Annotated in this window: 24 protein-coding genes; 13 read left to right on the forward strand and 11 right to left on the reverse strand. The window is 73.7% G+C overall.

All coding sequences use genetic code 11. From position 1 onward, the window contains the following. Positions 1-23: 23 nt before the first annotated feature. Entirely contained in the window at positions 24-965 is a 942-nt protein-coding gene (locus ACIHEI_RS15820) for an alpha/beta fold hydrolase (RefSeq protein ID WP_396606984.1), read from the reverse strand. A gap of 91 nt (positions 966-1,056) precedes the next feature. Here ACIHEI_RS15820 and ACIHEI_RS15825 point away from each other — a divergent pair, with 91 nt between their 5' ends. Further along, a complete protein-coding gene (locus tag ACIHEI_RS15825; protein WP_396606985.1) occupies positions 1,057-1,725 on the forward strand; it encodes a TetR/AcrR family transcriptional regulator in 669 nt (222 codons plus the stop codon). A gap of 22 nt (positions 1,726-1,747) precedes the next feature. Here the strand turns inward: ACIHEI_RS15825 and ACIHEI_RS15830 are convergent, their stop codons facing one another. Then, complete coding sequence (locus tag ACIHEI_RS15830; protein ID WP_392945592.1) at positions 1,748-2,314, reverse strand: type 1 glutamine amidotransferase domain-containing protein; 567 nt, start codon at positions 2,312-2,314, stop codon at positions 1,748-1,750. A gap of 250 nt (positions 2,315-2,564) precedes the next feature. Further along, positions 2,565-3,140, reverse strand: a complete 576-nt coding sequence (locus ACIHEI_RS15835; protein WP_396606986.1) for a hemerythrin domain-containing protein — start codon at positions 3,138-3,140, stop codon at positions 2,565-2,567. A gap of 119 nt (positions 3,141-3,259) precedes the next feature. On the opposite strand from ACIHEI_RS15835, the gene ACIHEI_RS15840 reads away from it, so the two are divergent. After that, entirely contained in the window at positions 3,260-3,481 is a 222-nt protein-coding gene (locus ACIHEI_RS15840; protein WP_396606987.1) for a hypothetical protein, read from the forward strand. A gap of 84 nt (positions 3,482-3,565) precedes the next feature. Here the strand turns inward: ACIHEI_RS15840 and ACIHEI_RS15845 are convergent, their stop codons facing one another. Then, on the reverse strand, positions 3,566-3,793 hold the full coding sequence (locus ACIHEI_RS15845) for a hypothetical protein (RefSeq protein WP_392945598.1): 228 nt from the start codon (positions 3,791-3,793) through the stop codon (positions 3,566-3,568). 204 nt (positions 3,794-3,997) lie between these two features. Here ACIHEI_RS15845 and ACIHEI_RS15850 point away from each other — a divergent pair, with 204 nt between their 5' ends. Beyond that, on the forward strand, positions 3,998-5,143 hold the full coding sequence (locus ACIHEI_RS15850) for an AI-2E family transporter (protein WP_396606988.1): 1,146 nt from the start codon (positions 3,998-4,000) through the stop codon (positions 5,141-5,143). A 36-nt stretch (positions 5,144-5,179) separates the two neighbouring features. Here the strand turns inward: ACIHEI_RS15850 and ACIHEI_RS15855 are convergent, their stop codons facing one another. From ACIHEI_RS15855 to ACIHEI_RS15870, 4 genes are all read right to left on the reverse strand, one after another. Then, the gene (locus ACIHEI_RS15855; RefSeq protein WP_396606989.1) at positions 5,180-5,518 is read right to left on the reverse strand and encodes a hypothetical protein; all 339 of its coding nucleotides are present in this window, start codon (positions 5,516-5,518) and stop codon (positions 5,180-5,182) included. Between the two features lie 132 nt (positions 5,519-5,650). Continuing rightward, positions 5,651-6,022, reverse strand: a complete 372-nt coding sequence (locus ACIHEI_RS15860; protein WP_396606990.1) for a hypothetical protein — start codon at positions 6,020-6,022, stop codon at positions 5,651-5,653. 385 nt (positions 6,023-6,407) lie between these two features. After that, the gene (locus tag ACIHEI_RS15865; protein WP_396606991.1) at positions 6,408-7,064 is read right to left on the reverse strand and encodes a class I SAM-dependent methyltransferase; all 657 of its coding nucleotides are present in this window, start codon (positions 7,062-7,064) and stop codon (positions 6,408-6,410) included. Between the two features lie 31 nt (positions 7,065-7,095). Continuing rightward, positions 7,096-7,680 (reverse strand): TetR/AcrR family transcriptional regulator, encoded by a 585-nt coding sequence (locus ACIHEI_RS15870; protein WP_396606992.1) that lies wholly within the window; start codon positions 7,678-7,680, stop codon positions 7,096-7,098. Positions 7,681-7,741: 61 nt separating this feature from the next. On the opposite strand from ACIHEI_RS15870, the gene ACIHEI_RS15875 reads away from it, so the two are divergent. After that, positions 7,742-8,647, forward strand: coding sequence for an alpha/beta fold hydrolase (locus ACIHEI_RS15875; protein ID WP_396606993.1), 906 nt, complete (start codon positions 7,742-7,744; stop codon positions 8,645-8,647). Between the two features lie 7 nt (positions 8,648-8,654). On the opposite strand, the gene ACIHEI_RS15880 is transcribed toward ACIHEI_RS15875, so the two are convergent. Together ACIHEI_RS15880 and ACIHEI_RS15885 are read right to left on the reverse strand one after the other, a co-directional pair. After that, entirely contained in the window at positions 8,655-8,909 is a 255-nt protein-coding gene (locus ACIHEI_RS15880; protein WP_396606994.1) for a hypothetical protein, read from the reverse strand. A gap of 5 nt (positions 8,910-8,914) precedes the next feature. Continuing rightward, positions 8,915-9,238, reverse strand: a complete 324-nt coding sequence (locus ACIHEI_RS15885) for a plasmid stabilization protein (RefSeq protein ID WP_396606995.1) — start codon at positions 9,236-9,238, stop codon at positions 8,915-8,917. 215 nt (positions 9,239-9,453) lie between these two features. Between ACIHEI_RS15885 and ACIHEI_RS15890 the strand changes: the two genes are divergently transcribed. The 9 genes from ACIHEI_RS15890 to ACIHEI_RS15930 all read left to right on the forward strand — a co-directional run bounded on the left by ACIHEI_RS15890 (position 9,454) and on the right by ACIHEI_RS15930 (position 21,122). After that, a complete protein-coding gene (locus tag ACIHEI_RS15890; protein WP_396606996.1) occupies positions 9,454-10,431 on the forward strand; it encodes a SigB/SigF/SigG family RNA polymerase sigma factor in 978 nt (325 codons plus the stop codon). Positions 10,432-10,512: 81 nt separating this feature from the next. Beyond that, entirely contained in the window at positions 10,513-11,067 is a 555-nt protein-coding gene (locus tag ACIHEI_RS15895) for an STAS domain-containing protein (RefSeq protein WP_396606997.1), read from the forward strand. Next, entirely contained in the window at positions 11,064-11,582 is a 519-nt protein-coding gene (locus ACIHEI_RS15900) for an ATP-binding protein (protein WP_396606998.1), read from the forward strand. Before ACIHEI_RS15895 ends, ACIHEI_RS15900 begins: the two co-directional genes overlap by 4 nt. Before the next feature lie 22 nt (positions 11,583-11,604). Beyond that, positions 11,605-15,234 (forward strand): HAMP domain-containing protein, encoded by a 3,630-nt coding sequence (locus tag ACIHEI_RS15905; RefSeq protein WP_396606999.1) that lies wholly within the window; start codon positions 11,605-11,607, stop codon positions 15,232-15,234. 4 nt (positions 15,235-15,238) lie between these two features. Further along, positions 15,239-17,584, forward strand: a complete 2,346-nt coding sequence (locus ACIHEI_RS15910) for a SpoIIE family protein phosphatase (protein ID WP_396607000.1) — start codon at positions 15,239-15,241, stop codon at positions 17,582-17,584. 22 nt (positions 17,585-17,606) lie between these two features. After that, positions 17,607-18,032 carry an SRPBCC family protein gene (locus ACIHEI_RS15915; protein WP_396607001.1) on the forward strand — a complete coding sequence of 142 codons (426 nt, stop codon included), beginning with the start codon at positions 17,607-17,609 and terminating at the stop codon, positions 18,030-18,032. A 59-nt stretch (positions 18,033-18,091) separates the two neighbouring features. Beyond that, positions 18,092-18,958 (forward strand): Rieske 2Fe-2S domain-containing protein, encoded by an 867-nt coding sequence (locus ACIHEI_RS15920; protein WP_396607002.1) that lies wholly within the window; start codon positions 18,092-18,094, stop codon positions 18,956-18,958. Next, on the forward strand, positions 18,955-19,554 hold the full coding sequence (locus ACIHEI_RS15925) for an endonuclease (RefSeq protein ID WP_396607003.1): 600 nt from the start codon (positions 18,955-18,957) through the stop codon (positions 19,552-19,554). The genes ACIHEI_RS15920 and ACIHEI_RS15925 overlap by 4 nt, the downstream gene beginning before the upstream one ends. A gap of 101 nt (positions 19,555-19,655) precedes the next feature. Further along, entirely contained in the window at positions 19,656-21,122 is a 1,467-nt protein-coding gene (locus ACIHEI_RS15930) for an MFS transporter (protein ID WP_396607004.1), read from the forward strand. Between the two features lie 30 nt (positions 21,123-21,152). Here ACIHEI_RS15930 and ACIHEI_RS15935 read toward each other — a convergent pair whose 3' ends face one another. Beyond that, positions 21,153-22,433, reverse strand: a complete 1,281-nt coding sequence (locus ACIHEI_RS15935) for a ricin-type beta-trefoil lectin domain protein (protein WP_396607005.1) — start codon at positions 22,431-22,433, stop codon at positions 21,153-21,155. Positions 22,434-22,454: the final 21 nt, after the last annotated feature.

Genomic DNA, 22,454 nt, shown 5'->3' on the forward strand with positions numbered 1-22,454 from the left:
CCGCGCACGCGCCGACGGAGCGCTCACTCTCGACGGGCCGCCGCACCGCCTGCGGGGCTGACCGCCGAAACGGACCGGCGCGTCGCGTGGGCGCGCAGCTCGTCCGCGTACGGCGCCCAGTGTTCGCGGGTGAGCAGGTGGCCCGCGCCCGGCATGACGCGCAGGCGGGCTCCCGGGACGGCGGCGGTGAGGGCGCGGGCGGCGGACGGGCGCAGCAGCGGGTCGCGTTCGCCGTGCAGGACGAGGGTCGGTGCGGCGATCCGGGCGAGCGGCCCGCCGGACCACTTCGCGCCGATCTGCCGGCTCTGCGCCTGGGCGTCGCGGAACCCGGCGAGGCCGTGCGCGGCCTCCCGTTCGACGAACTCCCGGACGTCGTCCGGCCCGACGGCGCGTTCGGGAGCGTCGAGGATCCGGGCGAGCGCGACCGCCAGGGCGAGGTTGCCCTCGGGGGTCTCCGGGTGGTGCAGCCGGGCCAGTCGGAGCACCGGCCCCGGGCAGACGTGGCGCAGCGCGCCGAGCGCGCCCGCGTCGCTGGGCATCGCCGCGGAGGAGGTCAGGGTGAGCACCCGCTGCGGGTGCCGGACGGCGACGCGCTGGGCGACCAGCCCGCCCAGCGAGTGCCCGAACAGGTGGGCGCGGGGCCAGCCCAGTGCGTCCAGCACGGCGACGGCGTCGTCCGTCAGGTCCTCGGCCCGGTAGGCGGGCGCGGTGCGGCGCAGCAGTGCGGTGACGGGGTGCCTGGCGGGCGGCGCGGTCACCCGTCCGGACTCGCCGGCGTCGCGCTGGTCGTAGGCGGCCACGTGGAAGCCGCGTGCGACCAGTTCGCGGACCAGGCCGTCCGGCCACCAGAACCGGGTGGTGCCGAGGCCCATCACCAGCAGCAGCGGTTCGCCGCCCGTCCCGCCGAGGTCCTGGTAGGCGATCGGTACCTCGCCGTTGTACGTGTAACGCGTTGTCGTGGTCATCTGTCTCCTCCCCGACTGTATCGCGTACAGCGTTCGCGAACACCGTACGCGATAGGTAGGCTGGCCGCCACACCCACCCCGGAGGCGCAACGTGACGCAGCGGCAGGACGGCCCGATCTGGCTGCGGCCCGAACAGGCCAGGGCCGGACGCCCGGCCGAACGCAGCCGGGCCGAGATCACCGCGTCGGCCGTCGAACTCGCCGACCGCGAAGGCCTGGACGCCGTCTCGATGCGCCGCGTCGCCACCGCACTCGGCACCGGCGCCGCCTCGCTCTACCGGTACGTCGCCACCCGCGACGAACTCCTCGACCTGATGACCGACAGCGCCGCCGCCGAGTACGACCTCCCCGCGCCCACCGGCGACTGGCAGACCGACCTGCTCACCGTCGCCCGCCAGGCCCGGCAGATCATGCGCCGCCACCCCTGGCTGCCCGCCCTCGTCATCGGCCGCCCCACGCTCGGCCCGCACGGCGCCGACCTGCTCGAACACGTCCTCGCCGTGCTCGCCGACCACCCCGCCGCCCCGTCCCGCAAGGTCGAGGCGTTCGCCCTGCTCGGCGGCCTCACCGCCCTGTTCGCCCAGAACGAGACGGCCGCCCGCGCCGACGACGCCGCCCACCGCACCGCCTACCTGCGCCACCTCGCCACCGACGGCGGCCACCCCCGGATCGCCGCCCTCTTCACCACCCCCGGCCCCGCCGCCCCCCGCGACCCGTTCGAGGACGTACTCACCCGCGCCCTCGCGGGCGTACTCGGCTGACGGGGCTTCGGTACGGGTCGGCTCAGCCCGCGGCCGGGCGGCCGGCGAAGGCGTCGACCAGGGCGCGCTCGAACGCGGGCAGGTCGTCCGGCCTGCGGCTGGACACCAGCGTGTTGGGCCCGTCCACGCAGACCACCACCTCCCGGTCCACCCAGGTCGCACCGGCGTTCACCAGGTCCGTGCGAAGGCTCGGCCAGGACGTCAAGGTGCGGCCGCGCACCGCGTCGGCCTCGATCAGCGTCCACGGACCGTGGCAGATCACCGCGACCGGTTTGCCGCGCGCGAAGAAGCCGCTGACGAAGTCCACGGCGTGGCGGTCGGTGCGCAGGAAGTCCGGGTTCGCCACGCCCCCCGGCAGCACCAGCGCGTCGAAGTCGGCGGCCGAGGTGTCCGCGGCGACCGCGTCCACCGGGAAGGCGTCCGCCCGGTCCAGGTGGTGGAACGCCCGGATCCTCCCGGGTTTCGTCGACACCAGCCGGGGCGTGCCGCCGCGGTCCGCGACCGCCTGCCACGGCGAGGTCAGTTCGACCTGCTCCGTTCCTCGGGGTGCCGCCAGAAAGGCGACCACGACCTCGTTCAGCTCGTTCATCTCGACTCTCCGCTCCGCGGTCGATCCGGCCCCCGCGGCGCGTTTCACCACGATCGCCACCCGGCAAACCGGCCGGCCGGGACCGGCGGGGCCTGGACCACGTACTGCGCCGCCCGGCCCCGGATTCCCCGACCCGCCGGGCGGCGCCTGCGTCCCCGCCGGTCCGGCTCACCGGCACGGCGGCGAGCCGGACCGGTCAGCCGGACCGACGCCTGCCCGGCGGTTCTTCTGCGAGCTGGTGCCGCCCCGGTCAGCCCTCGCGCATGTCGCCGAAGCGGAACCGGCGGTGCATCCGCTCGTGCCAGGTCAGCTCGGGTGCGACCAGGTCGTCCGGGGGCAGGGTGTCGCGCGGCAGAACGGCCCTGGAGAGCGGCGGGGCGGTCCGCTCGGTGTCGCGGGCCTGTTCGCCCAGGGCCGCCAGCTGGAGCGGGGTGGCGTGGGTGCGGACCGTCGGGAACAACTGGGCCTCCTCCACCCCGAAGTGCCCCGTCGCCTCCTCGATCAGCCGGGCCAGCAGCCGGTCGAACTCGGCCGAGCCGGATGGGGTCGCCCGCAACTCGCGCACCAGCTCGTACAGCACCGCGTGCGTCCGCAGGCCGTGGTCCACCGTGTCGTCACGGGCCGGCCGGCCGCTGCGCGCGATCGGGTACAGGTACTCGTCCTCCGCCGCCAGGTGCCGCACCAGCCCGTCGGCGGTGAGCAGCGCCAGCCAGTTCCGCCGCGGATCGCCCAGCGGCAGGCCCGCCAGCTCACTGAAGCGCACCCGCAGCACGTCGTGATCCGTCGTCATCTGTTCCAACAGGTCCAGCTCCAGGTCGGTCGCCATCGTCAAGCACCTCTTCGTCGCGGTCCCAACCCCTCGCGGATGCGCCTGCCCGCCTCCGCGAACCGGAAACCGCACTCTCCGGCTGCGCCGCGAGACCGCCCCGGGGTCAACCTCGCAGCGTGACGAACCCGTTCACGAACCCGTTCACGGACCCGGACGCCGAGCCGACGCGCGACAAGATCGCCGACGTGCTGGGCCCGGCGATCGAAGGCTGGGACGCGTTGCTGCGCGTGCTGGCGGATGGCGGGGTCGAGACACCCTGGCGGTGGTTCCGGGACGGCGGCCGGCTGGTCAAGGCCGCGGACCGCACCCGAGTGTCGACCGCCTGCGCCCCATCCTGAAGGCCCGCATCGCGCTGCGGTAGCGCGCCTGCGGTGGCGCGCGCGGCCCCGGACGGACGGTTCCTGGTGGGCGGACCGACCCGTTCAGCCCTCGCTGGCGATCTCGATGCAGGCAAGGTCGATCTGGTCGGCGAGCTGGCGGACCAGGCTGGCGAACACTGCGGCCGTCACCGGGTCGAGTTCGTTGTCGTCGCGCTGCGCCCAGTCCTGCCACTCCTCGGGGAGTGCGCGCAGCAGGGCGACCACTTGCAGGGCGGGAATGGCCAGGTCGCCGGAGAGTCCGCAGACGATCGGGACGCTGAGTTGCGCCATGGTGTCCACCTCCTGCTGCGTCGATGCCCGTTCGGGCGTCTGCCCGCGAGCGGGGGGCGGAAACGGGGGGCGGTGCGGCTGTCCTGCGGATGTGCTGCGAGCGGGCCCGGGGCGGCGAGGGTAGTAGTGGTGGTGGCGGGTGGTGAAGGCGCGGGCCGGCGTGCGGGTTGCGGCGGGTCCGGGCGGACGGGAGGCGGGAGTGTGATGGCCGGACGCGCAGGTGGGCCGCGCGAGCGCAACGTCCGTGCGCCGCGAGGCAGTCGCCCGGCCAGGTCGGGGCGGCCGGCGGCCGCGCGCGGCGCCGAGGTGCCCCGGCGGCCGAGCGGGCTGGAGCGGATGGCCGGACGGGCCTGGCGGTTGCTGGCCATCGCGGTGGCCGGGTACGCCGGTTATCTGATCGTCAGTCGGCTGCTGCTGCCGGTGGTGGCGGTGTTCGTCGCGCTGGTGGTCACCGCCGTGCTGCGCCCGCCCGTCGATCTGCTGGCCCGCCGGATGCCGCGCGCGTTCGCGGTGCTGTTCACCGTGCTCGGCGCGATGCTGCTGCTCGCCGCGGTGGGGACGCTGATCGCGGTGGTGACCCAGGCCCAGTCCGGGCAGCTGGGAGGGCAGGTGCGGGACGGCCTGGACCGGCTGGAGCACTGGCTGGAGGGCCCGCCGTTCCACGCCCGGGCCGGCACCCTCGGCGACCTGCGGCACCGGCTCGGCCAACTGCTCAGCACGCACCGGCAGGCCGTGCTGTCCACGGCCGTCACCGGCGCCGGCTGGGTGGTGGAGGCAGCGGCCGGCGCCGCGCTGGCACTGTTCTGCGCGGTGTTCTTCACGCACTCCGGCGAACGGATGTGGAGCTGGGGGACGTCCCTGCTGCCCGCCCGCACCGGCGAACTGTGGCAGCGGGGCGGCCGCGCCGGGTGGCGGACCTTCGCCGGCTACACCCGGGGCCTGTTCCTGGTCGCGGGCACCAACGCCGTCCTGGTCGGCGTGGTGCTGGCCGTACTCGGCGTGCCGCTCGCCGTGCCGCTGGCCGGCCTGGAGTTCGTCGCGGCGCTGATCCCGCTGATCGGTTCGCCGATCGCCCTCGCGGTCGCCTCGCTGGTCGCACTCGCCACCCGCGGACCGGTGACCGCGCTGGTGGTGCTCGCCCTGATCGTGGTGATCGGCCAGCTGGAGGGCCACATCCTGCACCCCCTGGTGATGGGCTGGGCGGTGCGCCTGCACCCCGTCGCGATCGCTCTGGCCGTCGCCGCCGGCGGCACGCTGGGCGGGATCGTTGGCGCGGCCGTCGCGGTGCCGGTGCTGTCGGTGGGCTGGGGGGTGTTCCGCGAACTGCGCGGACCGGCGGGAACTACCTGAGGGGGCGCGCGGCGGGGGAGTTCGTGCGCCCGGCGCTCATTGGTCGTAACGGTGGCTGCCCCGTGACTGGGTGCCGGTGGTCGGGTCGATGGTGCCCGTGCCGAGCGGGTCGGTGGTGGTGGTGGTGGCCGGGTGGCTGCGGCGGTGGCCGTAGTGGTGGCGCCGGCGCAGGCCCGCGCGGATCAGGAGCAGGCCGGCGCCGAAGATCAGCGTCAGGGCGATTCCGGCGAGGAACGCGCCCAGGGTGCTGATGGTGGCGATCTGGTGACCGAACATCGTCACGGCCGTCTCGGGTCCGCCGCCCAGGTTCTCGGCGATCAGCAGTCCGGCGAACGCACCGGACGCGGCGAACAGGAGGAGTCCGAGCAGCAGCATGGGTCCACGTCCTTTCGCGTGCTCCATTGCTCCGTTCACGCGGCGTCTGCCCGGTGGCCCCCCGCTCAATCACCGGGCCCGGCCGAGACGCGTGACCTGCCGCTGTGTCCGGCCGTGTCGGGATGTGCGCCCTCAGATGAGGTCCGGGCACTCCGTGGCGAAGCCGTCCGAGACGGGCTGCCAGACGCCTTCGTCCTGGCGTGCGCTCAGTCGGTCGGCTTCGGTGGCGGTCTCGATCAGCTGGGCGGTGGTCAGGTGGACGGCCGCCGTGAAGACCCGGCCGAGGTGGTGGCAGTGCATCACCGGGCGGAACTCCTCGGAGTACGGCTCGTCGGCGACCGCGAACAGGTCGGGCAGCGTCCAGCCCAGGGGGCCCGCGATGGCGCACAGCTGGTACCTGTGGTGCGGACTCGGCTCCCAGCTCTCCACCATGCTGGGCAGGGTGCTGCGGGACAGGCCCATGAACGGCAGTTCGCGGAGGCCGAAGCCGCGGTTGTGGATCATCGTGCCGAGCGCGGCGGCGAAGCCGGTCTGGGCGGGAAATGGCTCAGGCCGTACCGCGCTCCGTCGCGGCGATGCGGGGCAGTGAGCGGACGAAGGCCTCCAGGGCGACGAGTTGCGCGTGGTTGCAGTGGCTGACGCGGTAGGAGAACCGGTCCATGACCTTGGCGTCGCGCCGCGGGGGGAGGAGTTCCGGCGGGACCGGGTGGCCGGCGACGGCGTACAGGTCGGCGAGGGGTAGGCCGAGTTCGGCGGCGAGTTCGGTGAACCGCTGCGGGCCGGGCTGGTGTCGGTTCCGCTCGCGGCGAGACTGCCGAGGATGGTGGTCCGTTCCAGGGGAGGAAGGTAGCGGATCCGCGAACTCCCCTTCCGGGCAGGCCGGGTGGGGTCAGGCGCCCTGGCGGAAGACGAGCAGGTAGCGCCAGAACAGCAGGCGGCGAATGCGGCACCCGGGCAGCAGCGAAGCGGCCTCCCGGCGGATCTCGTGCAGGGGCATGGTCGGCATGGCGACCGGCGCCGTGCCCGCCGGTGGAGCCTGGCGGCGGCGGAGCGTTTCGGCGGCTGCCACGGCGAGCCGGGCGGCGGCGTTGACGGGTACGGCCGCCAGGCTCCACGCCCAGTCGCGGCGGGTCTTCTCGGGGTAGCAGCCCAGGATCACCAGGACGCCGCCGGGCGCCAGTGCCTCGCGCAGTGCGGCGACGGTGGCGAAGGGCATGTGGTGGACGGTGGCGAGGCAGGAGATGAAGTCGTAGTGCCCCTGGGGGAGTTGGAGCTCTGTGAGGTCCGCGTGCCGGAAGTGGAGTGCCCGGTGGTCGGCCGTCCGTGCGGACGCCGCGCGGGCCTGCGCTATCGCCTCCGCCGACCGGTCGATCGCATCGACCCGCAGGCCCGACTGGGCGAGTCGGCGGGCGAATCGGCCGGTCCCGCAGCCGACGTCCAGGGCCGCACGGCCGTTCCGCGGCACCTGGCGCAGCAGCAGGCGGTGGTAGTGGTCGTTGTGATCGAAGGGCACGATCCGATCCTGCCACGGCGACCGCAAAGGCAACTCGCCTGCGTACCGCTGCTGTTGGGGGGAGTCAGGGCGTCCGGAAGAGCCGGTCCAGGTGGTGGTGGAGGACGGCGATGGCGGACTCGGGGGTGCGCTGGCCCAGGAGCACGCTCAGGCCGAGGCCGGCGGAGAGGGCGAGGAGGACGACGGCCTCGTGCTGGGGGTCGGTGATGGCGGCGGCGGTGAGGTGGGCGACGAGGAAGGCCTCCATCTCGTTCGGGGCGGAGAGGAAGGATTGCTCGGCGAGGGCCGGGTCGGTGACGGAGAGGACGGCGTACGCGGTGTAGACGAGGTGGAAGGTGCGGCTCTCCTCGTCGGTGGGGACGGCCTCGACCAGGACGGCTTCGACGATCTCGCGCGGGGACGGGGTGGCGGCGGTGGCCCGGACGCGGTCGCGGACGCGTTCGCCCATCCGGACCCCGAGGCGGGTGAGGGTGGCCAGGAGCAGCTGCTCCTTGGTGTCGAAGTAGTACTGCACCAGGCGGACCGAGACGCCCGCCTCCTGTGCGACGGAGCGCATCGTGACGGCGTGCAGGCCGGTCCGTGCGGCGGAGCGAAGCAGGGCGTCGATGATCAGGGCCCGCCGTTCCTCGTGGTCGACCAGCTTCGGCATCCGGGCTCCTTCGAACGTTTTTGTGGTACAAACATACCATCAAAAGCTCCGGAGGGGATTCATGACCAGGACCAGCGTCGGACACTTCGTCAACGAGGAGGCCCGCACCGCGTTCCTCGACGCCTACGATCGGGCCATGGGCCTGTGGCCCGCCCCGCACAGTGCCCTCGACGTCGAAACCTCCTACGGCACCGTGCACGTCCACCACTACGCGGGGCCCGGCGCGGGGGAGCCGGTCGTGCTGCTGCACGGCCACGCCGGCCACCCGGCCAACTGGTACCCGCAGATCGCGGCGCTCGGCGCCCACCATCCCGTGTACGCGATCTCCACCCTCGACGACCCCGGCCGCAGCGTGCAGCGCGCCGTCGCCCCAGGGCCGGCCGAGAACGCCGAGTGGCTCGGCGAGGTGCTGGCCGGGCTCGGCCTGGAACGGGTGCACCTGGTCGGCGTCTCGTACGGCGGCTGGCTGGCCCTCAACCAGGCGATCCGCGCGCCCGGGCGGCTGGCGTCCATCGCCCCGCTGGACCCGGGCGGCATCGAGAAGGTGCCGGTCCGGTTCTACTTCCACATGATCGCGGGCCTGTTCGGCATGCTCGCACCCCGCCGCTTCCGTCCCGCCCTCGCCCGGCTGCTCGCCAACCCCGCGCTGATCGCCCCACCCGAGATGCTCGCCCCGATGATGCTCGCCATGCGCAGCTGGAAGCCCACCGGCCGTCCCGCCGCCCCGCCGTTCGGCGACGAGGAACTGCGTGCCGTCACCGTCCCCACCCTCGTGCTGGTCGGTGCCCGCAGCGCGCTGCTGCGCCCGCGCCGGGTGCTGGCCCGGGTCACCGGCCTGATCCCGGGCGTCCGGGCCGAGATGGTTCCGGGCGCGGGGCACGGCCTCACCCTGGAACGGCCGGAGCTGGTCAACGCGCTTCTGCTGGAGTTCTTCGCCGCCACGAAAGCGGAGTGCGCGGCGGAGTGACGTGACGTCAGGCCGCCAGTCGTCCGCCGGGTGGGGGAGCGGAGGGCTCGGGTTCGGGTGCGGGCTCGGGTCCGGGCGCCGGGTCGGGCGGGGCGGGGTTCGGCGGCGGGGGCTCGTACGGGCCGGGCGGGGAGAAGGGCGGGTCCGGGTCCGGCGGCACGGGCGTCGGGCTGTACGGGCCGGGCGGATCGGTCGGGCGCGGCGGGCTGTCCGGCGGTTCGGGCGGCCGCACGTCCGGGTCGACGGGGATCGGCATGGTCATCGCGCTCACCGTCCCAAAGCCTTTTCGAGCTGGTGTTTGTTCATCTTCGAGCGGCCCTCGACGTTGCGCTGCCGGGCCTCGTTGTACAGCTGGTCGTACGTCGGCCCCTCGGCCCCGCTGTGCGAGCGCTTGCCGCCGCGGTGTCCGGAGGAGACGTCCTTCACCGAGCTGCGCGAGGCCGTCCGACTCTCGCCGTGCCGGGCGCGTTCCTTGTTCACGGTGCGCGCCGCGATCTCCTCGGCGCGCTGCTCGCTCGCGCCGCGCTTCAGCTGGCTCTCCTTGATGTGTTCGTACTGGCGCTCCCGTTTGGGGCTCGATCCGGCGGGCATGACTGCTCTCCTTTCGTGGCCGGACGGGTTCATGTCGGCGCATACCCGGATCGGTCGGGACGAATCGGGTTCAAACGCGGCCGATCGGGTAAAGGTGGAGCGTCGCTCCGAGCAGGCTGCCCAGCGTCCCAGCAGCGATGCGCCCGGAGCCGTGACCAGAAGCCCGGCAGACAGCAACAGCGGGCCCACCGCCGTCCCCCGGGAGATGACTCCCAGTGATCACCACGACCCACCGCCACCGGCCGGCGCGCCGTCGCCGCGCCGGCCGGCCGAACGACCGCCGGTACGGAGAAAGCGACCGGCGGTACGGAGAAAGCGACCGCCGGTACGGAGAACGCGGCAGCCGTGAGATCGACCCGATGTACCGGCCGACCCGGCGCGAGATGCGGGCCATGGGCAAGTTCGAGGCCCGGGAGCTCAGTGACGCGCTGTTCCGGCGGCTGGCCGAACTGCCGCCCGAGGATTCGCGGTCGAGCTATGTGCGCGGCACCGTGATCGAACTCAACATGCCGCTGGTGCGGTTCGTCGCCGCCCGGTTCCGGCACCGCCCGGAGGAGCTCGACGACATCCTGCAGGTCGGCACGATCGGCCTGATCAAGGCCGTCGACGGGTTCGACCCGGATCGGGGCGTCGAGTTCGTCACCTACGCGATCCCGACCATCGCCGGTGAGATCAAACGATTCTTCCGCGACACCTCGTGGCCGCTGCGGGTCCCGCGCAGCGTCCAGGAACGCTACCTGGCCGCTGCCCGCGCCTCCGACCGGCTCGAACAGGACCTCGGCCGGCTGCCCGACACCGCCGAACTCGCCGAGGAACTGCACGTCACCGAGGCCGAGGCGGCCGAAGGGCTGGACGCCGGGCGGCTGTGCCGCTGCGACTCGCTCGACTCGCTGCGCGACGACGAGTCCGACGAGACCGGCAGCGCGCTGATCAACCGGCTCGGCTGCTGCGACCCGGAACTCGAACTCGCCGAACTGCGCGTCGCGGCAAGGCCGTTCATCGGCCGACTGCCCGAACGGGAACTCACCGTGCTGCTGCTGCGGTTCTGGGGCGGACTCACCCAGAGCGAGATCGCCGTCGAGATCGGCGTCTCGCAGATGCACGTCTCGCGGATCCTCACCGCCACCCTGACCGGGCTGCGCGAACAGATCGAGGGCGGGACGCGCGGCACCACGGACACGGCGCGTGATTGAGCCTCGCCCAGCCGGGTAGCCGCGCGGACCGTAGCCGCCTCAGGGCGGGAAACCCTACCGTCGGCAGGAGGTGTTCGCACCGTGGACGCCCGGACTGCCATCGGTGCCCTCCTCACCGTCACCCTGCGCCGTCCCCCCGGCGCACTGGTGGTGCGCCCCGAGGGCGAACTCGATCACGACAGCGTCGGCCCGCTCCGCGAAGCCCTGGAGCGGGCCGTCGCCGACCCGCCCGCCCGGCTGGTGGTGGACTGCGGCGGCCTCGACTTCTGCGACTCCACCGGCCTCAACCTGCTGCTGCGGGCGAACGCCGCCCTCCAGCAGGCGGGCGTCCCGCTGCTGGTGGCCGCTCCCGGACGGGTGATGCTCCAGATACTGGAGATCACCGGCGCGGACGAGGTGCTGGCCGTGCGGCCCACCGTCGAGGACGCGCTGACCGACGGGCCGGCCGGGAACGCGGCAGCGCCGGCGAGCAGCGATGAGAGGCCGGCAGCGCCGCCGGGCGGTGGCGGGCCTTCGGGCGGTACTGAGTCCGGCGGTGTCGAGCCTTCGAACAGTACCGAGCCTTCTGCCGCGTCTTCGGACAGTGCCGCGAGTCCGGAGCCGGGCGGCGCGGAGAGGCACGGGGAGCAGCGATGAGCGGCCGGCCCGTCGAGGGTCGCACCGAGCGCCGCCGCCTGCCGCTCACTGCCGCGCCCGGCGCGGTCGCCCGCAGCCGGGAGTTCACCCGCCTCGCCCTGCTGGAGTGGGGCTGGCTGCCCGCGCGCGACGCCGTCGGCCGGGCCGCCGCCGAGGACGTGCTGCTGATGACCGGCGAACTCGTCACCAACGCCTGCCAGCACGCGTCCGGCCCGTACGCGCTGGAACTGACCAGGTGCGGGCCGCTGCTGCGGGTCGCGGTGTGCGACGGCGACGACCGGATGCCGGTGCTGCGCGCCCCGCACGTGCCCGCGCGGCCGGGTGGCCACGGTCTGCGGGTGGTCGACCGGCTCGCCGCGGCCTGGGGCAGCGAACCGGTTCCCGGCGGCGGCAAACGGGTGTGGCTGGAGACGATCCGCCCCCCGGCGGAACCCTGGCGGCGACGGTGCCACAGTGGAAGAGATGTCAGTGAACGGCCGGGGCCCCGCCTCACCCGGCGGGCCCGGCGCCGTTGACCGGACCCGAGGTGGTGGTGACGTGGACAGCGCGCCCGACCCGCGCACACCGGAGCCCGCACGGCCCGAACCCGAGCCCGAGCCCGAATTCGAGCCCGAGCCCGAGCACGCCGACGCGCGGCACCCCGCGGCGCCCCGGCCCACGTCCGACGGCGTGGCGCTGCGCCGGCTGCTGGCCGGGCTGACAGCCGTGCGGGACGGCGACCTGTCGCTGCGGCTGCCGAACGCGCCCGGGGTGCTGGGCGAGATCTCCGGCGTCTACAACGACATGGCGGAGCGGCTGTCCCGGCTGAACGCCGAGGTGACCCGGGTGGCCCGCGAGGTGGGCACCGAGGGCATGCTCGGCGGCCAGGCCGAGGTGCCGCAGGCGGTGGGCGCGTGGCGGGAGCTGGCGGACTCGGTGAACGCGATGGCCGGCAACCTCACCGCGCAGGTCCGCAACATCGCGCAGGTGACCACGGCGGTGGCCCGCGGCGACCTGACCCGCACCATCGCGGTGGACGCCCGGGGCGAGATCCTGGAACTCAAGAACACCGTCAACACCATGGTGGAGCAGCTCAGTTCGTTCGCCGCCGAGGTGACCCGGGTGGCCCGCGAGGTCGGCACCGAGGGCATTCTCGGCGGGCAGGCGGACGTGCGCGGCGTGTCGGGGACGTGGCGCGACCTGACCGACAGCGTGAACTTCATGGCGGGGAACCTCACCGCGCAGGTCCGTTCGATCGCCCAGGTGGCGACGGCGGTGGCCCGCGGCGACCTGACCCGGAAGACCGACGTGGTGGCCCGGGGCGAGATCCTGGAACTGAAGAGCACCGTCAACACCATGGTGGAGCAGCTGAGTTCGTTCGCCGGCGAGGTGACCCGGGTGGCCCGCGAGGTCGGCACCGAGGGCATGCTCGGCGGGCAGGCGGACGTGCGCGGCGTGTCGGGGACGTGGCGCGACCTGACCGACAACGTCAACGTGATGGCGTCCAACCTGACCGGCCAGGTCCGGTCGATCGCCCAGGTGGCGACGGCGGTGGCGCGCGGCGACCTGTCGCGCCGGGTCACCGTCGAGGCGGAAGGCGAAGTCGCCGAACTGGTCCGTACGTTGAACGCGATGGTGGACACCCTGTCGGCGTTCGCGGCGGAGGTGACCCGGGTGGCCCGGGAGGTCGGCACCGACGGCATCCTCGGCGGCCAGGCCCGGGTGCCGAACGTGGCGGGCACCTGGAAGGACCTGACCGACAGCGTCAACTTCATGGCGCACAACCTGACCAGCCAGGTCCGCAACATCGCGCAGGTGACCACGGCGGTGGCCGGCGGCGACCTGACCCGCAAGATCGACGTGGACGCCCGGGGCGAGATCCTGGAACTCAAGAACACCGTCAACACCATGGTGGAGCAGCTCAGTTCGTTCGCCGCCGAGGTGACCCGGGTGGCCCGCGAGGTCGGCACCGAGGGCCGGCTCGGCGGGCAGGCCGAGGTGGAGGGCGTCTCCGGCACCTGGAAACGCCTGACCGAGAACGTCAACGAACTCGCCGGGAACCTGACCCGGCAGGTGCGGGCGATCGGCGAGGTCACCGGCGCCGTCACCGCGGGCGACCTGACCCGGTCGATCACCGTCGAGGCGTCCGGCGAGGTCGCCGACCTGAAGGACAACGTCAACGTGATGGTGGAGTCACTGCGCGAGACCACCCGGGCCAACCGCGAACAGGACTGGCTGAAGACCCACCTGGCCCGCCTCACCGGCCTGATCCAGGGCCGCCGCGAGCCCGCCGCCGTCGCCGAACTGCTGATGGACGAACTCTGCCCGCTGCTGAACGCCCAGTACGGCACCTGCTACCTCTCCGAGGAGTACCTGACGGAGGACGGCGCGGCCCGGGCCGGCGCCGGGCGGCCGGTGCTGGTGCGGGCCGCCGCCTACGGCCACCGGGCGAGCGACACCCCGCGCCGGTTCGGCCTCGGCGAGTCGCTGATCGGCCAGGCCGGGCGCAGCCGCCGCCCGATCGCCCTCACCGACCTGCCGCCCGGCTACGCCGAGATCGGCTCCGCGCTGGGCTCCGGACCCCCGCGTGAACTGCTGATCCAGCCGATCACCATGGAGGACCGGCTGCTGGGCGTGGTCGAGGTCGCCACCCTGCACCACTTCACCGACCTGCACCGGGACTTCCTGGAACGCCTCGCCCAGGACATCGGAACCACCCTGGCCACCCTGCTGGCCAACGCCCGCACCGACGAACTGCTCCAGGAGTCGCAGCGGCTGACCGCCGAACTCCGGGCCCGGTCCGAGCAGTTGGTCGACGGCCAGGAGGAACTGCGGCGCTCCAACGCGGAACTCGGCGAGAAGGCCGAACTGCTGGCCGCGCAGAACCGCGACATCGAGGCGAAGAACCTGCAGATCGAACAGGCCCGCCGCGAACTCGAGGACCGCGCCCGCCAGTTGACCTCCGCCTCGATGTACAAGTCGGAGTTCCTGGCCAACATGAGCCACGAGCTGCGCACCCCGCTCAACAGCCTGCTGATCCTCGCCCAGCTGCTCGCGCAGAACTCCGAGGGCAACCTGACGGACAAACAGGTCGAGTACGCCGAGGTGATCCGCTCGGCCGGCTCCGACCTGCTGCAACTCATCAACGACATCCTCGACCTGTCGAAGGTCGAGGCCGGCAAGCTCGACGTCACCGTCGAACGGTTCCCGCTGCGCGAACTGCTCGACTACGTCGACACCGCCTTCCGCCCGCTGGCCGCCGAGAAGGGCCTCGACTTCCGGATCGGCGCCGCGCCCGGCGCGCCCGCCGAACTGCGCACCGACCAGGCCCGGTTGCGGCAGATCCTGCGCAACCTGCTCTCCAACGCCGTCAAGTTCACCGACCGCGGCTTCGTCGAACTCACCGTCGAACCCGCCCGGACCGGTGAACTTCCCGGCGGGCAGCGGGAGTCGGGCGCCGTCGCGTTCCGCGTCCAGGACTCCGGCATCGGCATCGGCGCGGACCACCTGGAATCCATCTTCGGCGCCTTCCAGCAGGCCGACGGCACCACCAGCCGCAAATATGGCGGCACCGGCCTCGGCCTGTCCATCAGCCGCGAACTCGCCCGGCTGCTCGGCGGCGCGGTGAGCGCCGAATCGGTACCGGGCGAAGGGAGTTGCTTCACCCTGCTGCTGCCCGACCGGCTCGCCCCCGCACCCGAAGCCACCGAACCCCGCGCCGCCGAACCCCGCACCGGTGAACCCCGCTCCGGCGAAGCCGCCGGCCCGCCCGGCGCCGCACCCGCCGCCCCGTCACCCGCCCGCGCGGGCCGACTGGCCGGCCGCACCGTCCTGGTCGTCGACGACGACTCGCGCAACGTGTACGCCCTCAGCACCGCCCTCGAACTCGAAGGCGCCACCGCCCTGCACGCCGCCAACGGCCGCACCGGACTCGCCATGCTGCGCGCCCACCCCGAGACCGACCTGGTGCTGATGGACCTGATGATGCCCGAACTCGACGGCTACGCCGCGACCGCCGCGATCCGCGAGAGCGCCGAACACGCCACCCTCCCGATCATCGCCGTCACCGCGAAGGCGATGCCCGACGACCGCGCCCGCAGCCTCGCCGCCGGCGCCGACGACCACCTCACCAAACCCGTCGACACCAACCACCTGATCGCCACCGTCCAGCACTGGTTGGAGAGTTGACGCCGTGTCGAAGAACTGCGAGCAGCACCGCGCGGGGGCCGACCCGCGCCGTCTGCTCGCCCTGCGGCTGCGCCACGCCCAGGACGAGACCGAGGACCTGCGCGCCGCCCTCGCCGCCCGCCCGCTCACCGCCCTCGCCACCGGCGTCCTCGCCGAACGGCTCGGCTGCGGACCCGCCGAAGCCGGCAGCCAACTGCTCGCACTCGCCGAACGCGCCCGGCTCACCCCGCAGGAACTCGCCGCCGACATCCTCACCACGCTGCCCGGCCCCGCCGACGGCGACACCACGCCCGCCGCCACCGCACCGCCCGACCGGCCGCCTGACCGACTGCCCGGACCGCCCGAACCCACCGTCGAGTCCGCCCTCACCCAGGCCGCCGCCATGGTCGCCGCCACCGCCGCCGTGCTGTGGACCGCCCGCCCCGGCGGCGTCCTGCACCCCGCCGCCGCACCCGGCTTCGGCGACACCGAACGCGCCGACTGGCGACACGTCCCGCCCGGCCTCGACACGCCCGCCGGGCGCGCCCTGCGACAGCGCACCACCCAGGGCCCCGAAGGCCCGGTCGCCGCCACCCTCGGCGCCGCCCGCGCCCCCTACCGCCTCGCCGTGCCCGTGCACCGCGCCGACGGGCCCGCCGCCGTCCTCGAACTCGCCTGGCCCGAGCGCCCCGGCGACCCCACCACCGCCGAACGCCGCCGCCTGCAAACGATCGCCGAGGTCTGCGCGCTCGCCCTCACCGACCCCGGGCTCGCCACCACCGGCCCCGCCCCCACCGACACCGGCGCCCTCGACGCCGCGCTCGCCCCCGCCGCGCTGCTCGACCCCGAACCCGCCCACGGCACCCCCGCAGACTTCCGCCTCGCCCGGGTCAACGCCGCCTTCACCGACCTCGCCGACCGGCCCCCGCACCGCCTCGAAGGCCGCACCCTCACCGAGACCTACCCACTGGCCTGCGCCGACGGCCTGCTCGACCTGCTGCTCGAAGTGCACGCCACCGGCCGCCCGCAGCACCACGACAGCCTCGCCCTCACCTTCCTGGCCGGTCAGACCCCCGCCCCCGTCCTGCTCGAACTCGCCGCCGCCCGCCACGGCAACCGCCTGCTGGTCAGCTGGCAGCCCGCCGCCGGCACCGACCGCACCGACCACCTGCTGCGCGCCGCCCAACGCCTCAGCCACCTCGCCGGGTTCGAGGAGGACCTGCGCACCGGCGAGATCCACTGGACGCCGCGCACCGCCGACCTGCTCGGCCTGCCCGCCGGCACCGCCCCCGTCCCGCTCGCCGCCCTCGCCGCGCACGTCCACCCCGACGACGAACAGACCGTCCGCCGGGTCGTCAACTCCGCCGTCCAGCACGGCCGCGCCGACTCCGCGGTCTTTCGGATGCGACACCTCAGCAGCTACACCCACTACGTGCGCCTGGTCGCCGAACCCGTCCTCGACGCCCACGGGCACACCGCCGCCGTCCGCGGCGCCTACCAGGACGTCTCCGCCCAGCACTGGACCGAGACCGCGCTCGCCGCCACCACCGAACGCCTCGCCGACACCCGGCAGGAAGCCGCCGACAACCACCGCCTCGCGCTGCGCCTGCAACAGGCCATCCTGCCGCCCGCCCCGCCGCCGCTGGAGAGCGCCGGCCTGCGCGCCGCCGTCCGCTACCGGCCCGCCTCGCAGCGCGACCGGGTCGGCGGCGACTGGTACGACACCACCCTGCTGCCCGACCGCACCGCGCTGCTGGTGGTCGGCGACATGGCCGGACACGGCGTCGAGGCCGCCACCGGCATGGTCGCCCTGCGCAACGCGCTGCGCGGCCTCGCCTACACCGGCGCCGGGCCCGGCCGCCTGCTCGGCTGGCTCCATGAGGCCGCCGCCGACCTCACCGACGCCACCGCCACCGCCGTCTGCGCCCGCTACCACCCCGACACCCGCACCCTGCACTGGGCCCGGGCGGGCCACCTGCCGCCCCTCCTGCTGCGCGACGGCACCGTCGGCCCGCTGCCCATGCCGCACGGCATCCTGCTCGGCGCCGCCGAAGACCCCGAGTACGAGGAGGCCCGGCACACCCTGAGGCCCGGAGACATCCTGGTGCTGTACACCGACGGCCTGATCGAACGCCGCGACCAGTCCGTCGAGGAAGCGCTCGACCACCTCGCCCAGGTGCTCGCCGAACCCGCCGCCGACCTCGACACCCTGCTCGACCGGGCCCTGGAACTGAGCGTGGCCGACACCGACGACGACACCTGCCTGATCGCCGTCGAGGTCCTCGGCACGGTCCTCGGCACCACGAACGACACGTCGGACCACGCGTCCGACCCACCCGCACCGGCCGCACACCCGACCGGGACGACCTGACGAGAGACGGAGGAGAGCAGCCATGACCATGATCCAGGAGACCGTCGAGGTGGACGTCCCACTGCACACCGCCTACAGCCAGTGGACGCAGTTCGAGGACTTCCCCCAGTTCATGGACGGCGTCGAAGAGGTCACCCCGCTCGACGAACGGCACAACCACTGGCGCACCAGGATCTCCGGCGTCAGCCGCGAGTTCGAGACCGAGACCGTCGACCGGCAGCCCGACCGGAAGATCGTCTGGCGGACCGTCGGCGGCGACACCGACCAGATGGGCATGGTCAGCTTCGCCCGGCTCGCCGACGACCGCTGCGAGGTGCGCCTCGCGATGGACTACGACCGGCAGGGGATGGCCCACCACACCGCCGACACCACGGGGATCATCGACCGACGGGTCCGCGGCGACCTGGAACGGTTCAAGTCCTTCATCGAGGAGCGTGGCGTCGAATGAGGACCCCGGGTTCGCGGCCGGCCAGGTTTGAGGCCCGCCACAACGGACAGCCGCCCCACATGGACAGAGCATGCTGCTCAGGCCCCGCCGACTGGCTGGACGCCCCCACCCACTGGACGTTCCTCGACCCGGTCGCCGACCGCCTCGCCGACTTCATCCAGGCCCTGCCGCTCGGCCGGGTGCGCGACGTGCTGCACGGCGTCCCGCTCGGCCACCCGCTGCACCCGGCGCTCGTCGACACCCCGATCGGCTGCTGGCTGGCCGCCGGAGTGCTCGACCTCACCGGCGGCGACGACCGGGCCGCCCGCACCCTGACCGCCGTCGGGCTGATCAGCCTGCCGCCGGTCTTCTGGTCCGGCTGGGTGGACTGGTCCCGGCTGCCGCCCGCCCAGCGCCGCCTCGGCCTGGTGCACGCCGCGAGCGCCGCCGCCGGCGCCATCCTGCACGGGTGCTCGCTGCGGGCCCGCTGCCACGGCCACCCGCTGCGCGGCCGGGTGCTCGGGCTGAGCGGCACCACCCTCGTCGGCCTCGCCGCCGGGCTCGGAGGACACCTGGCGTACCGGCACGCCGCCGGCGCCGCCCACGCCGAGGCCGAGTTCCGGCTCGCACCGCCCGACTGGCAACCGCTCGGCGACACCGCCGAGTTCCCCGAAGAGGTCCCGGTGCGCCGCCGGCTCGGCGAGGTCGCCGTGCTCGTCGTGCACGGCTCCGACGACAGCTGGACGGTCCTCGCCGACCGCTGCACCCACACGGCCGGATCGCTCTCGGACGGCGAACTGATCGACGGCTGCGTGCAGTGCCCGGAATGCCAGTCCCGGTTCCGGCTCAGCGACGGCCACCCCGTACAGGGCCCCGCCACCGCCGTACAGCCCCGCTTCGAAACCCGGATACTGGCCGACCGGCTGGAGGCCCGGCCACCCCAATGACCACCGTCCAGGACCTGCTGGAGCGGCACGGCACCACGTACGCCGAGCAGGCCGGCATCCGGCTGCGCGACACCCCCGCGCCGCTCTACCAACTGCTGGTCCTCACCCAGCTGTGCGCGATCCGGATCCGCGCCGACACCGCCGCCGACGCCGCCCGCGAGCTGTTCGCCGACGGGCTGCGCACCCCCCGCGCGATGACCGGGTCCAGCTGGCAGCAGCGGGTCGACGCGCTCGGCCGCGCCCACTACGTCCGGTACGACGAGAGCACCGCCACCGCGCTCGGCGAGGGCGCCGCACTCGTCACCGAACGCTGGCACGGCGACCTGCGGCGGCTGCGCGAAGAGGCCGAACGCGACCCCGCCGCGATCGGCCGGCTGCTGCGCGAGGTGCCCCGGATCGGCCCCGTCGGCGCGGACATCTTCCGCCGCGAGGCCCAGCTGCTCTGGCCCGAGCTGCGCCCGTTCTTCGACCGCCGCGCCCTGTCCGCCGCCGCCGGTCTGGGCCTGCCGCGCGAGCCCGACGCGCTTGCCGCGCTGGTCCGCCCCGACGACCTGGCCCGGCTCTCCACGGCGCTCGTTCGGTCCACCTTGAGCTGATCGGCGGTCGGCCAGGTGGGCGCCGGGGACGCAGCTGGGCAGACGCGCTGACGGTACGTTCGGAACCGCCGGATGTTCGGGACGGTTCGACGGAGGCCGAGATGTCCGCACCGCAACGCCAGTCCACCGTGGCCGTGGAGACCGACGTCCCCGGCAGACTCGACCGGCTGCCGTGGTCGCCCTGGCACTGGCGGATCCTGATCGGCCTCGGCACCGTCTGGATCCTGGACGGCCTGGAAGTCACCATCGTCGGCAACCTCGCCGCCCGGCTCGCCGAACCCGGCAGCGGCATCGCCATCAGCACCGCCCAGGTCACCACCACCGCCGCCGCGCTGTACGTGGCCGGCGCCTGCTGCGGCGCGCTGTTCTTCGGCTGGCTCACCGACCGGCTCGGCCGCAAGAAGCTGTTCATGGTCACCCTCGCGGTGTATCTCGCCGCGACCGCCGTCACCGCACTCTCCTGGACCGCCTGGTTCTTCTTCCTGTGCCGCTTCTTCACCGGCTTCGGCATCGGCGGCGAGTACGCGGCGATCAACTCCGCCATCGACGAACTGATCCCCGCCCGGGTCCGCGGCCGGATCGACCTGATCGTCAACGGCAGCTTCTGGATCGGCGCGGCGATCGGCGCGTTCGCCTCGATCGCCCTGCTCAACACCGCGCTGTTCGCCACCGACGTCGGCTGGCGGCTCGCCTTCGGCATCGGCGTGGTGCTCGGCCTGGTCATCCTGCTGGTGCGCCGGCACGTCCCGGAGAGCCCGCGCTGGCTGATCACCCACGGCCGCCGCCGGGAGGCCGAGAAGATCGTCACCGAGGCCGAGAGGACCGTCGAACGCGAGACCGGCGAACCCCTGCCACCGGTGGACGAACCACCGATCCGGATCCGCGAGCGCGGCCCGATCGGCTTCGGCACCATCACCCGCACCCTGGTCGCGCACTACCCGCGCCGCACCGTCCTCGGGCTGGCGCTGTTCATCGGCCAGTCCTTCCTCTACAACTCCGTCACCTTCGGCTACGCCGCGATCCTCACCACCTTCTTCGACGTCCCCGCCGGCGACACCGGCTACTACTTCGCGGTGATCGCCGTCGGCAACTTCCTCGGCCCGCTGCTGCTCGGCCACCTCTTCGACTCGGTCGGCCGCAAACCGATGATCGCCGGCACCTACATCGGCTCCGGCGTCCTGCTGTTCGGCACCGCCTGGCTGTTCCAGCGCGGCTCGCTGGACGCCACCACCATGACCGCCTGCTGGACGGCCGTGCTGTTCCTCGCCTCCGCCGGGGCCAGCGCCGCCTACCTCACCGTCAGCGAGATCTTCCCGCTGGAGACGCGAGCGCTGTGCATCGCGTTCTTCTACGCCGTCGGGACCGCCGCCGGTGGTATCTCCGGCCCGCTGCTGTTCAACGGCCTGGTCTCCAGCGGCCAAGTCGGCGACGCCACATTGGCGTTCTGCATCGGCGCCGCGCTGATGACGCTGGCGGGCCTGGTCGAGGCACTGATCGGCGTCAAGGCCGAGCGGCGCAGCCTGGAGTCGCTGGCCGCGCCGCTCAGCCAAGTGCCGTCCGAGCAGTGACGGTACGTCAACCGTCGCGCGGGGGTCGCGTCAGCCCAGCGTCCACTGCTGGGCGGGCGTGCCGTTGCAGGTCCACAGCTGGAGCCGGGTGCCGTCGGCGGGCGAGCCGTTGGGGGAGTCCAGGCACTTGCCGGAGCCGGTGTTCACGAAGGCGCGGCCGCTGCCGTACGACCACTGCTGGGCGCCGGTGCCGTTGCAGGTGTACAGCTGGATCGCCGCGCCGTCGCTGTGCGAGGCGGCGTCCACGTCCAGGCACTTGCCGAGGGCGCGAACGGTGCCGTCGCTGCCGACCGACCACTGCTGGGCGGCGCTGCCGGTGCAGTTGTGCAACTGGATCGGCGTGCGGTCGGCACTGGACGCCCCCGCCACGTCCACGCACATGCCGCCCGGGCCGGTGATCCGGCCGGTGTAGGGCACCGGGCCGGTGCCCGACGTGCTGGCGTGCACGTAGTCGACCACCATGGTCTGCGGGAAGGCCGACGACCCGTCCGGGCTGCCCGGCCAGTCGCCGCCGACGGCCAGGTTGAGGATCACGAAGAACGGGTGGTCGAACACCCAGCGGTTGCCGCCCAAGTCGGCCGGGGTACGGGTCTGGTAGGCGTGGCCGTCCACCGACCAGGTCACGGCGGACGGGCTCCAGTCGACGGCGAAGACGTGGAAGTCGTCCGCGAAGGACTGCCCCGCCGGCAGCGAGTACGGCGCGCCGATGCCGCCCGCGCCCGAGTAGCCCGGCCCGTGGATGGTGCCGTGTACGGTGCCCGGCTCGCGGCCGATGTTCTCCATCACGTCGATCTCGCCGCTGTTCGGCCACTGCACCGTGCCGATGTCGTTGCCGAGCATCCAGAACGCCGGCCAGATCCCCTGCCCGCGCGGGATCTTGATCCGGGACTCGAAGTGCCCGTACGCCTGGGCGAAGCTCCGGGCGGTGTTCAGCCGGGCCGAGGTGTACTGGCAGGTGCCGTACCAACAGCCCAGCCCCGCATCGGTGTTGCGCTTCGCCGTGATCACCAGATGCCCCTGGCCGTCCAGCGCGGCGTTCGCCGCACCCGCCGTGTAGTACTGGAGCTCGTGGTTGCCGTTGCCGGAACCGCCGGTCTCCACCGTCCACTTGGCGGGATCGACCGCGGATCCGGCCGGGCCGTCGAAGTCGTCGCCCCAACTCTGTGCGGCGGTCGGTTGGTTGGCGATCGGCGTGGCGACCGGGGCGGCGTGGGCAGCCGGTGCGGCCGGGGCGGCGCCGAGCAGCGCGGCGGCCAGGAGAAGCGCGAGGCCGCCGAAGGGCCGGCGGCGGGTGGACGGTGCAGCAGTCATGGACGAACCCGCTTCCTGCTA

It is taken from the genome of Kitasatospora sp. NPDC051984, from assembly GCF_044593455.1.
Lineage (GTDB): Bacteria > Actinomycetota > Actinomycetes > Streptomycetales > Streptomycetaceae > Kitasatospora.

Bases quoted from the DNA above. Each gene is read 5' to 3' on its own strand.
- ACIHEI_RS15820 (WP_396606984.1), bottom strand. From the start codon at position 965: ATGACCACGACAACGCGTTACACGTACAACGGCGAGGTACCGATCGCC.
- ACIHEI_RS15830 (WP_392945592.1), bottom strand. From the start codon at position 2,314: ATGAACGAGCTGAACGAGGTCGTGGTCGCCTTTCTGGCGGCACCCCGA.
- ACIHEI_RS15835 (WP_396606986.1), bottom strand. From the start codon at position 3,140: ATGGCGACCGACCTGGAGCTGGACCTGTTGGAACAGATGACGACGGAT.
- ACIHEI_RS15845 (WP_392945598.1), bottom strand. From the start codon at position 3,793: ATGGCGCAACTCAGCGTCCCGATCGTCTGCGGACTCTCCGGCGACCTG.
- ACIHEI_RS15850 (WP_396606988.1), top strand. From the start codon at position 3,998: ATGGCCGGACGCGCAGGTGGGCCGCGCGAGCGCAACGTCCGTGCGCCG.
- ACIHEI_RS15855 (WP_396606989.1), bottom strand. From the start codon at position 5,518: ATGCTGCTGCTCGGACTCCTCCTGTTCGCCGCGTCCGGTGCGTTCGCC.
- ACIHEI_RS15860 (WP_396606990.1), bottom strand. From the start codon at position 6,022: ATGATCCACAACCGCGGCTTCGGCCTCCGCGAACTGCCGTTCATGGGC.
- ACIHEI_RS15870 (WP_396606992.1), bottom strand. From the start codon at position 7,680: ATGCCGAAGCTGGTCGACCACGAGGAACGGCGGGCCCTGATCATCGAC.
- ACIHEI_RS15875 (WP_396606993.1), top strand. From the start codon at position 7,742: ATGACCAGGACCAGCGTCGGACACTTCGTCAACGAGGAGGCCCGCACC.
- ACIHEI_RS15880 (WP_396606994.1), bottom strand. From the start codon at position 8,909: ATGACCATGCCGATCCCCGTCGACCCGGACGTGCGGCCGCCCGAACCG.
- ACIHEI_RS15885 (WP_396606995.1), bottom strand. From the start codon at position 9,238: ATGCCCGCCGGATCGAGCCCCAAACGGGAGCGCCAGTACGAACACATC.
- ACIHEI_RS15900 (WP_396606998.1), top strand. From the start codon at position 11,064: ATGAGCGGCCGGCCCGTCGAGGGTCGCACCGAGCGCCGCCGCCTGCCG.
- ACIHEI_RS15915 (WP_396607001.1), top strand. From the start codon at position 17,607: ATGACCATGATCCAGGAGACCGTCGAGGTGGACGTCCCACTGCACACC.
- ACIHEI_RS15920 (WP_396607002.1), top strand. From the start codon at position 18,092: ATGGACAGAGCATGCTGCTCAGGCCCCGCCGACTGGCTGGACGCCCCC.
- ACIHEI_RS15925 (WP_396607003.1), top strand. From the start codon at position 18,955: ATGACCACCGTCCAGGACCTGCTGGAGCGGCACGGCACCACGTACGCC.
- ACIHEI_RS15930 (WP_396607004.1), top strand. From the start codon at position 19,656: ATGTCCGCACCGCAACGCCAGTCCACCGTGGCCGTGGAGACCGACGTC.
- ACIHEI_RS15935 (WP_396607005.1), bottom strand. From the start codon at position 22,433: ATGACTGCTGCACCGTCCACCCGCCGCCGGCCCTTCGGCGGCCTCGCG.